10 protein-coding genes are annotated in these 12228 nt (G+C 41.8%); 4 read left to right on the top strand and 6 right to left on the bottom strand.

Translation table 11 applies throughout. The annotated features are described in order from the left end of the window. Nucleotides 1-29 precede the first annotated feature (29 nt). Together K5Q58_RS06695 and K5Q58_RS06690 are read right to left on the bottom strand one after the other, a co-directional pair. Complete coding sequence (locus K5Q58_RS06695; RefSeq protein WP_220753178.1) at nucleotides 30-2096, bottom strand: carboxylesterase family protein; 2067 nt, start codon at nucleotides 2094-2096, stop codon at nucleotides 30-32. 291 nt (nucleotides 2097-2387) lie between these two features. Continuing rightward, nucleotides 2388-4070, bottom strand: coding sequence for a hypothetical protein (locus K5Q58_RS06690; RefSeq protein WP_220753177.1), 1683 nt, complete (start codon nucleotides 4068-4070; stop codon nucleotides 2388-2390). Nucleotides 4071-4632: 562 nt separating this feature from the next. On the opposite strand from K5Q58_RS06690, the gene K5Q58_RS06685 reads away from it, so the two are divergent. Then, complete coding sequence (locus K5Q58_RS06685) at nucleotides 4633-5811, top strand: patatin-like phospholipase family protein (protein WP_259651263.1); 1179 nt, start codon at nucleotides 4633-4635, stop codon at nucleotides 5809-5811. A gap of 211 nt (nucleotides 5812-6022) precedes the next feature. On the opposite strand, the gene K5Q58_RS06680 is transcribed toward K5Q58_RS06685, so the two are convergent. Next, nucleotides 6023-6856, bottom strand: coding sequence for a patatin family protein (locus K5Q58_RS06680; RefSeq protein ID WP_220753216.1), 834 nt, complete (start codon nucleotides 6854-6856; stop codon nucleotides 6023-6025). Nucleotides 6857-7136: 280 nt separating this feature from the next. On the opposite strand from K5Q58_RS06680, the gene K5Q58_RS06675 reads away from it, so the two are divergent. Continuing rightward, complete coding sequence (locus tag K5Q58_RS06675; RefSeq protein WP_220753176.1) at nucleotides 7137-7796, top strand: NAD(P)H-dependent oxidoreductase; 660 nt, start codon at nucleotides 7137-7139, stop codon at nucleotides 7794-7796. Nucleotides 7797-7942: 146 nt separating this feature from the next. Here the strand turns inward: K5Q58_RS06675 and K5Q58_RS06670 are convergent, their stop codons facing one another. From K5Q58_RS06670 to K5Q58_RS21245, 3 genes are all read right to left on the bottom strand, one after another. After that, nucleotides 7943-9145, bottom strand: coding sequence for an ammonium transporter (locus K5Q58_RS06670; RefSeq protein ID WP_220753175.1), 1203 nt, complete (start codon nucleotides 9143-9145; stop codon nucleotides 7943-7945). Nucleotides 9146-9492: 347 nt separating this feature from the next. After that, nucleotides 9493-9684 (bottom strand): hypothetical protein, encoded by a 192-nt coding sequence (locus tag K5Q58_RS06665; protein ID WP_220753174.1) that lies wholly within the window; start codon nucleotides 9682-9684, stop codon nucleotides 9493-9495. A 185-nt stretch (nucleotides 9685-9869) separates the two neighbouring features. Further along, nucleotides 9870-10364, bottom strand: coding sequence for a type II secretion system protein (locus K5Q58_RS21245; protein ID WP_220753173.1), 495 nt, complete (start codon nucleotides 10362-10364; stop codon nucleotides 9870-9872). Nucleotides 10365-10550: 186 nt separating this feature from the next. On the opposite strand from K5Q58_RS21245, the gene K5Q58_RS06655 reads away from it, so the two are divergent. Together K5Q58_RS06655 and K5Q58_RS06650 are read left to right on the top strand one after the other, a co-directional pair. Further along, nucleotides 10551-11195 carry a TetR/AcrR family transcriptional regulator gene (locus tag K5Q58_RS06655; RefSeq protein ID WP_220753172.1) on the top strand — a complete coding sequence of 215 codons (645 nt, stop codon included), beginning with the start codon at nucleotides 10551-10553 and terminating at the stop codon, nucleotides 11193-11195. Between the two features lie 47 nt (nucleotides 11196-11242). After that, a complete protein-coding gene (locus tag K5Q58_RS06650) occupies nucleotides 11243-12226 on the top strand; it encodes an MDR family oxidoreductase (protein ID WP_119969116.1) in 984 nt (327 codons plus the stop codon). Nucleotides 12227-12228 lie beyond the last annotated feature (2 nt).

Genomic DNA, 12228 nt, shown 5'->3' with positions numbered 1-12228 from the left:
CTTGTGCTTTGATAGCGCTAAGTCACTGCTTATAGGTAACCTAAGATCAGGTTTAAATCTTCAAGTCCTTGTAAGCGACCTTGTCTAAGCGCCGGATCCGTACCTGGCTGTTTGCTATCCCAGTCTGACTCGAATGTATTGATTCCGTCTTCGTCGATTAACAACACGCTGTCGTTGTTGTATTGGTAGTTTTCAAATAATGCATCGCTAAACCACAGGCGAGACATTTTATCCATTAACGCTTGGTCTTTGCTGCTAACAGAGACTGGTGAACCATCCAGTTTCAGTGCTTTGTTAAATACAAATGGCAGTTCAGAGCCATTACACGCACCACTTATACAGCTGATAGTTTTAATCACATCGCCGATATCAAGATTGCCATCTTCACCTTCTGTGTTGTATGTCCATACGTTGAAACTTGCATGGTAACCAAACTGATAGAAGGTGGCGTCTACGTTATTTTCTTGGGTTTCTCGTGCTTGTTTACGTGAAGGTCCAGCAAATAACATGTCATTTAGCATCATTTTAAATTGCTTCATGTTGGTTAAAGCGCCCGATAATTCACTTTCATTGTTTGGATAAAAGTCTGCTAAATCGAGTAATGCATTGGTGGTGTCACCGTTACCAAGACCAAAGTAAAACTTAACAATGGCTTCATAGGCGCTGCTCGGTAAGATATCACCTAGCTCCACTTGCGCTTTAATATCATCAGCGGTTAGTTGAGCAATTTCTTGTTCAACTAAAGCCATGTTTTTCTCGTCAGCAAGCCAAGTTAGCATGGCTTGATTGATGTCACCTTGTTCGATTAACTCTGGATCGAGATTATTCATTAAGTTAATAATCGTTGGGATCAAGAAGGTTAAGCTTGGCAACATCGCGAAAGTATTGGCTTCTTCCGTATTCGAACCTACAACTGTCGGTACGGTAAAATGCTCCAATGAAGGCTGAGTGGTTAAGTGGTAGCCTTTAATGGTTGAACCAAACGTTGGCTTATAATATTCAACGTATGGTGCAAATGGCATTAGATTAGCCATTGGGCTTGCTTCACCTGATATTTTGCTGGTTAAGCATAATCCGCTACCCACAAGGTTATCCAGATCAACACAGCTAAGCCCAGTCCAATCACCGATGCGACCAATTGGCGAGTTCACTTTAGCCTGAAGTGTCATCAGCTGTTCTAAAGGCATCTCCGCTAAACTTAACTCACTGAGTTCTGGCATTTCAGCTCGGGTGTCTTCAATTCTAGTGGCAAAGCTTTTAGCCTGATTGTAAGTGCGATAATCAAATCCAGCGGGGTTACTTTGCATAATAGCGCGAGTAAAATACTCACCAGCCATCGGCTCTTCAGTTGCTTCTTGTTGTAAAATGCCTACCGACATTGCACCAGCGCCTTGACCGATTAGGGTGATGTTTTCAATATCACCGCCAAAGTCAGCAATATGGTTATTGACCCACTCTAAAGCGCGCTTTTGATCGCCAAGACCATAGTTGCCGCCTTGATTGTCTTTAAGCCAGTGGCTGCCTAACATGCCAAGGCGATAGTTAAGTGTCACAGCAATAAATGGGTTACCTTCAGCTGCGCCTTGAGCAACAACCGTATCGCCATGAATCAATGGCTCAGAGCCTGCGCCGTATTCAAAATCACCACCATGGATAAATACATAAACCGGTAGTACCACATCCGTTGACAGATCCGCTGGACGCCAAATATTCAAATTTAAACAATCTTCAGATTGAGGTTGTGATGTTGTTTTAAGCTGTGGACAGGCAAAGCCAAATTCTGTCGCATTGACGGTTTCGTCCATATCAAGTTGCGCACTATGGCTAAAACGCTCTGCTGTTGCGTAAGTAATGCCCTTGAATGTTTCGATACTGGCAAGTGATTTTTCACCTGTCATTGAGGTAACAACATGAGACTCTTTTAGGGCTTCAACCTGACTTTGGCCGATGGTTAACGTCACCTCTTCAGTCGGAAGTGGCGTGACTTCTGGTGGCGGTGGTGTCGGTGTTGTTTCGTTATTATCATCGCTGCCAGAACAAGCTGCTAATGTGAATGCGATTGAAACAGCAAGTATGGTTTTATTGAATATTGTCATTTTCGTGTCCTGTAATGGCCTAATCGTCCAAACGTAACCTGTTATTTGCTAATGAGGCTGATTGATTATTGTTAAGGCCTGATAGCTAGGTTGTCTGCGAATGTGGCTGTATATTAATTGTTCAGCTCCTACATGCGTAATCGGTTATGTAGGATGAAACCCTCATGAAAATTTAGCCCTGAATGTCAGCCTTACCCGTTGAGGTGCGTGCAAGGAGAAATGACTCACTCAACTTGATAGAGTGAGGTCATTGGTTTTCTCAGGTAGTGTTTTGGGTTACATCAAGTCAATTTAGAAGTGGTAACCGAAATTCAGTGTGACTGCATTACGGGTTTCGCCTTTGTTATACAGCACAGTTAAGTTGTAGTGCTTACCAAATTGTTTGTTAAAACCAACAAGGTAAGCCCACTTATCTAGGTCAACTCCTACGTTGTAGAAGAACTCTTCACCGCCGAGTTCAACGCCTTGGATAGACCCTTCCATGTTAGGTTTTAGGCCTTGATATTCAGCACCAACAAAGATTTGTGCGCGGTAATCTGCTAACTGGTAACCCAGCATTGGTTGAACAGTTAAAATACCGTCGCCCCACTTATCTGTTCCGACCATTCTTGTTCTCGAGTAGCTACCTGTAACAGAGGCAAAGAACTGCTTGTAACCAACCGATAAAGTTGTTCCAACCCCCATTAGGTCGTATTCAAGATGCAGAGGTACGCTTAAGGTGCCAGAGTTACATAGTGCTGATAGCTCATTACAGAATGCATTACCTAAACCGGGTAATTTGTTGTTTAACTTATCTTGTAACTGACGACCAATTTCACCTGTGTATTCAGCATCAACTTTGGCATCAACATTAATTTTTCCGACGTAACCAAATACATTCCAAAAAGGCAAAATATTCACGTCACCACGTAAACTTAAACTTTCTGCATTCACTTGAGCTATCGATTTAAATGGGTCAAATAGCTCATTTAAATTGGCGCCCATAATGTCAAAGTCACTAAAGCCAAAATTCATATCTTGATTACGGTAAGCAACGGACACGCCGAACGGTAAAGGCACATCGATACCTTGACGGCGGACTAAATCCCCCATTAATGGGAATACGCGGTCTAGCTTCACGCTTTCTTCTTTGTAGCGAGGATCTGATACTTGAGACAAACGTGCTTGGTTAACAACGGTTGATTCCATGTCACCATCGTAAAAAGCCACAGGTTCAACTATGGTTGCGATGCTAACGGCTGTGCCTTTTGAGTTTTCACCATTGGCTTCGATACGCTTGTTTTTAACGCCAACGTTACCATTGTCAAAAGTTTCAAAATTGACCACTTGTTGATAGTCATTAATACGGTAATTTTGATATGCAAAGTCACGGGTATTCTTAATAATCATTTTTACAGGTTGATTATTCTCAACCGTGATTTTGACTCGCATAAAACGAAAGTAAGCAATATCTTGCGGTAAGCCAAACTTAGAATAATTGAATGCGATTTCTACTTGGCCATTACCAAGCTCTGTTGCGATAACAGAGTTCGGATCATAACTTTGCGCATAGTTACGTAAGCGATACTCAATTTTAGTATTCGCTTCGATTTCTTTAATGATGTCTTCATTATCGTCAAGCTTTGCTGGGTCATATTTGATGCGAAGGTCAATGTTGCCTTTTTCGTCAGTATTTTGAATTAAAAACACTTCGGAGCTACGCTCTTCATCGCCGACTTTGGTGGTGCGTGTGACGTGCTCAACCAAGTGCTCACCTTGTACTAATGAATTCAACCCAAGCTTAGGTAAGTCATCTGCAATGCCGTATTTTTTGAAGATGGCTTTACCTGTCAAAATTTGCTGTTTATCGCTCTGTTCAACAGGTTGAAATTCTTCAGCTACTGCATTCATTGGGCAATTTAGCGCCATTAAACTGATGCCAATAGATAAAGTTTGCTTCGGGAAAGAGGTTATCCAGTTTTTAGTAAAACTCATGTTGTTGCTGCTCCTACTGAACCACAAAACTATGTGTATTCAATCGTTATTGATGTCGACTAACGCGTCATCGTCAGTCGTGAATCTCATACAAACCTCGCTAAAAAGATGGCGCTCTTTAGTGTGTCGCACACGCTTTTTTGCATTGATGAAACTGTGTTGGCGAGCATTCTAGGGAGAAAGATTAAATCTAGTTAATCGCGTTTGTAGGATGGAATCCTCAGGTTGATTTTTAGTCTTTTACTTCTATTTACATTGGAGTTAATCAGTAATAGTGAGAGAGGGCAGTTGTTTTAGTGTTGTACAAAAGAAGGTTCATATATTGAGTTGAGGGTTAATTAGGTATTTATTCAAGTAACCCTCACTTTCACTTTATTAAGTGAGGGTTTCATCCTGCAAACGTGATTCAAACGAATAATTGTTTATCTCTATAATGTCGGCATTCAACCTATTAATTAGCTTTTTATGATTCAATCTTGCTGATTTTAAAGGGTTATTTATTCATGGTTAACGCACTGTAACACCGTGATTATCATGATATTTGAATATAAAGAGAGAGAAGATGAATTATTTTAAGCAGATGGCAGCATTATTGTTGCTGACTTTACTGGTAGGTTGCAGCACAACTCACCCCCTTGAGAATCGTGTGCCTGAACAAGGTTATCAGCTTGCCAGTGTTGCCAACAAAGCCAAGCTGCACTCTAAAGAGCCGTTACGATTTTGGGCTGGTGAGCAGTCTGACTTTCTATATTCAGAATTAACACAATCAACCCCACTCAGTGTTAACGGTGATGCGTTAAATATTTTAGTGTTATCAGGAGGAGGAGCTAAAGGTGCGTTTGGTGCAGGTGTCGTTAATGGCTTATATGATCATGACCAACTCGAACAATACACAATAGTGACAGGCGTAAGTGCGGGGGCGTTAATCGCGCCGTTTGCGTTTTTAGGTGGCGATGAAGTGCCTAGATTAAAGCAGGTCATGTTAGGCATTAATGACAAACAAGTCATTGGCAGTCGTAATTTTTTAAATACCTTATTTAAAGATGCTTTTACCAATGGTGACAACATGCTTGAGTTTATTGCCAAGGTTTATAATCCTGAAATGATCGAACAAATAGCCAAGCAACATCAAGCTGGGCGTCGACTATTTATCGGTACCACTCATTTTGATTCAGGCCGTTTATCGATTTGGAATATTGGTCAAATCGCCGACAGTGATATTGAAAACAAAGTGGCATTCATTCATCAAATACTTGCTGCAAGTTCATCAATTCCTGGTGTGTTTCCTCCACAGTTTATTCAAGTTCAATATCAAGGCGAGCAATACGAAGAGCTACACGTGGATGGCGGAATGTCAGCGCAAATGTTTTTTGAACCCGTCACAACCGATTATGACAAAGTATCTAAAGCGCTAGGTTTAACTCAGCAGCCATATATTCATGCGATCCGAAATGGCATGTTAACTATGCCTTATGAAGTCATACCTGATAAAGGTTTGCCATTATTGACGCGCAGTTTAAAGAGCTTAACCGTGCTGCAAAGCCGTGGTGATTTATACAAAATGCTTTATGACAGTGAACGACAACACATCGATTTACGCTTCACCTATGTCGACAACGAATTTGATGCGCCAACAGGCAGTAAAGACATGTTTGATGCTGAATATATGCAAGCGCTTTATGGCTATGGCTATAACAAAGTGGTTAAGGGGACGGTGTGGACCCAAGCAGTACCCAATTAAGCGCTTCGACTTACAAAGATTCCAATAAGGCAATTGGCTAGAAAAAATAGAAATGAGAGAGCGTTACTGAATTATCAACCTACTCGTTGGTTACTGCCACTCGCCACCATGTATTGTGGTGTGTTGAACCGCACATTTGCTCAAGGGCATTTTTAGTAACCAGTGCACGGATGCAAGCTGTTAACCGGACTTTATGTCCGGTTTTTTTTGGCTATCGGCTGAGCCAAGTGTCAGCGGCGTTAATCCCCATTTTATAACCTTGCTCCAATATTGTTTGGTCAGTGGTGAGCCTAGCGACGTTAAACTCTGAAGGGGGGGCTATGAGGTTCACTTTACAATCAGCAGGTGGGTTTTCAATAAAATCGATGGCTTGGTTATAACTATTGGCTCGATTTACCATCGCCTCTGCTAATTTCGGATGTGTTTTTAAAGCGCGCCTTATTAACCATGGTATTTTAGGCGATTTTTTGCGGTAACCTAGCGGCCTTGATAGCACCACAGTGATCTCTTTTGCGCCCATTTCATACGCTTTTATTACCGGAATGGAATCGGCAATCCCGCCATCGGTCATGGGAGAATCTTGGTATTCAGGAAAGTCTCTAAAAGCAATTGGGACTGAACAAGATGCTTTTAAAATCAATTCAATATTGTCTGCGGTCGCCTTTGTATAAACTGCGGCACCTGTGTTTATGTTGGTTGTTACCACAAATAAAGGAATGGTTTGATGGACAAAAGTATCCATATCAAAATGACACTCTTTAGCGAGAATATCCCATAGCCAATTGAGTTCCAGCCAATGTCCACCTCGGACAAATCGACCAAAATCGATAAACTCAGGTAGGCAAGAGTAATGGGTGATAATACGATAATTACGCTGTTTTTGGTGAGACAACCAAGACGCTAAATTAGTGGAACCGGCAGATACGCCAATGCAGAAATCGAAAGGGCGGTATTGATGTTCAATAAACCTATCTAATACGCCCGATGCAAAGATTCCTCGCATTGCTCCCCCTTCAACGACTAAAGCATGAGAGTTTATTTCCATGTTATTTATAATTGCATCCGTTGCTGTTTCAACTGGGTTCATGGTTATTTTCTGAGGTAAGTGATGGTTTTATCTTAATAGCCATAGAGTAAAGACTCAATATAAGCACTTAGGGTTTAGCAGAGTAGGATGGTTTATTGTGGATTAATATGTCCACAATGTTTGGTGGAAATAGCTATGTTTCATCTGGCTGGTATTGGCTAGTATTCTCCCAACGAATTAATTCAAATGAATAGTTCACAAAATCGTTCATCGAAATAGCTTATTGAGGAAGTACATCATGTCTCATCAAATTATCCAAGACTTAAACAATCGTTACACTGCTAAAAAATATGATGCTTCAAAGCGCATTTCAGCAGAAGATATGAATGTATTAAAAGAAGCCATTCGTTTATCAGCCTCTTCGATTAATTCTCAACCTTGGAAGTTTATCGTACTTGAAACTGACGCAGCGAAAAAACGTTTCAGTGACACGTTTGCTAACATGCATCAGTTTAATCAACCGCATGCGACCGAAGCATCGCACGTTATTTTATTTGCCCATAATCCACATTACACCAAAGATGATTATCGTAAAGTGGTTGATTCAGAAGTGGCATCAGGTCATTTACCTGCAGAAATGTACGACAACATGCTTAATGGTGCATACGCTTTTGCCGACCTTAATACCGACGAAAGTGGTTTTAACGGTAACTGGACTAAAGCCCAAACCTATATCGCAATTGGTAATACTTTACATGTACTTGCACGTTTAGGTATTGATTCAACACCAATGGAAGGGGTTGATCCTGAGTTAATTGGTGAAATGTTCAAAGATGAATTGAACGGTTATGAGTGTCAGTTTGCTTTGGCTATTGGTTACCATAAAGATGGTGAAGATTATAACCATGGTCTACCTAAAGCACGTTTACCTGAAGCTGATGTGATTACTGTTTTATAGTCGCATTGGTTTACTAAAAAAGCTCAAGCAATTGCTTGAGCTTTTTTGTATTTGCCACTATTTTTGCTGTCACTTATCGGCCTGAAAATAGGGCAGAACCTTTTTCATAAAAACAGTCATAAAAACAGCCATAACAACTGACAGAACTACTTGTCAGCATTGGTTGAGCCAATTTTGTGAATGGCTAAATCAGCACCCATATATTCATCTTCTTGGCTTAAACGTAAGCTAGATATTTTATGAACAATACCGTAAACAATCACTCCGCCTACGATGGCAAAAGCAACACCCACAAGTGTGCCAACCAGTTGCGACATAATGCTTACACCACCAAGACCGCCTAAGCTCTGTTGTCCAAATATACCTGCAGCAATACCACCCCAAACACCGCATAATCCATGCAAAGGCCAAACACCTAATACATCATCAATTTTGGTGCTGCGTTGAAGTTTTGTGAATACAAAAACAAATAAGCCACCGGCAACACCACCGACGACAAAAGCGCCAACTGGATGCATTAAATCAGAACCCGCACAAACAGCAACTAACCCAGCTAGTGGACCATTATGGATAAACCCTGGATCATTTTTACCAACAATTAACGCGATAATCGTGCCGCCTACCATGGCCATTAAACTGTTTAGGGCCACAAGGCCACTTATGCCATCTAAGGTTTGTGCTGACATGACATTAAAACCAAACCAGCCGACAATTAATATCCACGACCCTAATGCCAGAAAGGGAATGTTAGATGGAGCAAAGGCAACTCCCGGCTTACGGCCACCACGAACACCTAAAAAGTACACAGCAACTAATGCTAACCAACCGCCCATTCCATGTACGACAACAGAGCCTGCAAAGTCATGAAACTCTGCGCCAAAGGTGTTGCCTAACCATGCTTGAAATCCATAGTTACCATTCCAAATCATGCCCTCAAACAGTGGGTATACAAACGCCACAATCAATGCAGAGGCAAACAAGAAGGGGCGAAAGCTACCACGCTCAGCAATGCCGCCAGAAACAATGGCGGGAATAGCGGCGGCAAAGGTGAGTAAGAAAAAGAACTTAACTAAGTCATAGCCATTATTGGCAGCTAATGTCTCTGCACTGACAAAGAAGTGGCTGCCGTAAGCGATTTGATAGCCAATGACAAAATAGGCAACGGCTGAAAAAGCAAAATCAGTTAAAATCTTAACTAATGCGTTCACTTGGTTTTTATGTCTAACAGTTCCCACTTCTAAAAATGCAAAACCTGCGTGCATCGCTAGCACCATAATTGCACCAAGAAGGATAAAAACGGTATCCGCACTTTGTGCAATTACCCCGATCGCGTCACTGATATTGTCCATTTATGCTCCCCAAAGCTATTCTCTTATTTATAATTCAGTCACTTAGTGAAGCAAGAATTATTCCTATGTTGTTAATTTGTTAAATGCTAGTGGGGCTAAAATGGTGCGGTTAGATAAAAATTCCATCATAACAATAAGTTCTATGATCGATATCGGTGCGATTTTTCTGCAGCTTTAGGTTGAGTGATTAAGTTCTGTTCAGTAAATGAGCGCATTTTGTTTCATGATGGTGCGATGGCTGAGTCACCACAGTGCAGCGCGTTATCAAACAGTGCAGCGTTATCAAATAGTGTGGAACGGTTTATTAAGGCCATTTAATTTGATGTGTTCTAATGCGCTAATAGCTTTTATGATGCCATCTGAATTATCAACAGCGTTGAGATCAACATGGGTTTTTGGCGGACTTGTTCTAGGATTACAGATCGCTTAACTCGATATTTTTCAGATACGCAAACGGCACAAGAGCGTGCACTTGATGCTCGATAAGCAATAGGGCGGCTTGTATCTAATGCACGTTTACGGCTAGAGCTAAATGACATTATTAACGGTATTTCATCGGCTTAGGTATGCCACTAATGGCTGAAGGCTCATCGCTTAAGGCTCATCGCTAATGGCACTTTACTAAGAGTGCCAAGTTAGCTTGATGATATATCGTTTATTGCTTTGTTTTACAGCAGTATTAATAACATTTACAAATGGCTTTTAGCCGTTTTTTCATCGAGGTCTAACAATCGTCAGTATATAAAGTGGTTTTAGCGGGATAAGTTGCTCCACGAGCATCAGTCCACTGGTGGCTGTATTGTACGAAGCAGTTGCCAGCCCCATCACCAATGGTAGGGTGGTCAGCAGGATGAATTCTCATGTTTACTTCATTGGTTTTTTCCATTTCCCATGCACTTGGGTCATCAATACCTTCGACAAACATCACTAAGCTTGTTTCATCAGACTGCATGCCGCCATATATGAGCGTTGCACCTGCATATTCTTCGCCAATCGCAGCAGCATCTATCGACGCTTCTTTTTCAACACCATTAATCGCAGACTTTGAGTAAACTAAACTGTTGGTGCTATCAATTGCACCCGCCATGGCTTCAACGGTAGCAGTATGGGCATCGCCTTTAAGATCGATAAATTTTGGTGCAGCCACGACAGACAAAATGCCCAGAATAATAATCACCACTACTAATTCAATCAGTGTAAAACCTTTATTGCGTTGCATTGTATGACCTCATCGTTAATGTGGTTGTATTATTAACCAATGAAAAAAATAAAAGTTACCATTTGGTGCCAAATGCTGACATTAGCCGTTACTGTTACGACTAGTTTTGAGAACGATCGCGCAAAATAGGTAAATGATCTTATAATTAAATTGTATTTATATAGACGATCGGTCTAATATGGTTTTATGACAGAATCAATTGTAGAAAACATCACTAAACCACGACGTGGTAGGCCGCCAAAGCAGGCGAGAGACAGTCAAGATACTCGGGCGGAACTAATTCGCAGTGGTCTTGAGCAACTGACTGAGAATGGCTTTGCCTCTTCTGGAATCGATCAAATTCTTAAAAAGGTCGGTGTGCCCAAAGGCTCGTTTTACTATTACTTTGCGAGTAAGGAAGCATTTGGTCAGGCTGTGATTGAAAACTACGCCACGTATTTTGCTTACAAACTTGATAAGTGCTTGCTTAACGAGGCTTACTCAGCGCTTGAACGTATTGGCCTTTTTGTTGAAAGTGCTATGGATGGTATGGAGCGCTACCAATTTAAGCGTGGTTGTTTGGTTGGCAATTTAGGCCAAGAAGTGGATTTATTGCCTGAAAGCTACAGACAGCAATTGATTGATATATTTTTAGATTGGCAACAAAGATTAGCGACTTGTCTAGAGGCTGCCAAAGTTGAAGGCGAATTATCCCCTGAGGCTAATTGTTCATTATTAGCTGAGCATTTTTGGGTTGGCTGGGAAGGGGCGGTAAGCCGAGCAAAATTAGTGAAGAGCACGCAGCCATTACAAAATTACCTTGAATGTTTTATCGCAGGATTACCGCGATAAAATTTTTTAACTATTTATAGACGAGCGGTCTATATTGAGGAGTGACCATGTTTAACGGCTTATTAATTGAAAAAGATGACCAAGGATATCGCGCGGCAGTTAAGGAAATTGATGAGAGTGTTTTACCCGATGGCGATGTAAGCGTAAAAGTGATTTATAGCACGATAAACTATAAAGATGCATTGGCAATTACCGGTAAAGGTCCTGTGGTTAGGCAGTTTCCTATGGTGCCTGGTATTGATTTAGTGGGGCTTGTTGAAGCGTCCGACACTGATAAATTCAAAGTTGGCGATTACGTGCTACTCAATGGCTTTGGTGTTGGCGAAGTGCATTGCGGTGGTCTTGCTGAGCGGGCGCGTTTAAAAAGTGAATGGTTGATCCCATTGCCTAATGCCTTTACACCAAAGCAAGCTATGGCGATTGGCACCGCAGGTTATACCGCAATGTTGAGTGTGATTGCGCTGGAGAAAAATGGCGTCACTCCTGAAAAAGGTGAAATTCTGGTGACAGGCGCTAATGGCGGTGTCGGCAGCTTTGCTATCGCCATTTTAGCCAAACTTGGCTATCAGGTTGTGGCATCAACAGGGCGAGCAGATCAAGCCGCTTATCTTGAAAAGCTTGGCGCTGCAGAAGTGATTGAACGTAACACCTTATCGGAGCCCGGTAGACCATTAGCCAGAGAGCGCTGGGCTGGGGCGATTGATTCTGTTGGTAGTCACACCTTAGCCAATATCTGCGCCAGTACAAAATATGGCGGCACAGTGGCGGCTTGTGGCTTGGCCCAAGGGATGGACTTTCCTTCTTCTGTCATGCCATTTATTTTACGTGGTGTGACGTTAGCGGGTATCGACAGTGTCATGCGTCCTCTTGAAGACAGACTTGAGGCATGGCAACGCTTAGCTGAGATTATTGAACCACAAATGTTTGATGATATTTCAGCAGATATTGGCTTAGATGAAGTGATAAGCACGGCAGAAGCGTTAATGGCTGGTCAAGTTCGTGGCCGCGTTGTGGTCGATTTAACTAAGTAGAA

Origin of the sequence: Shewanella sp. KT0246, assembly GCF_019654955.1 — a bacterium.
In the GTDB taxonomy this organism is placed as follows: domain Bacteria; phylum Pseudomonadota; class Gammaproteobacteria; order Enterobacterales; family Shewanellaceae; genus Shewanella; species Shewanella goraebulensis.
This window is presented reverse-complemented; position numbering and strand designations above follow the sequence as displayed.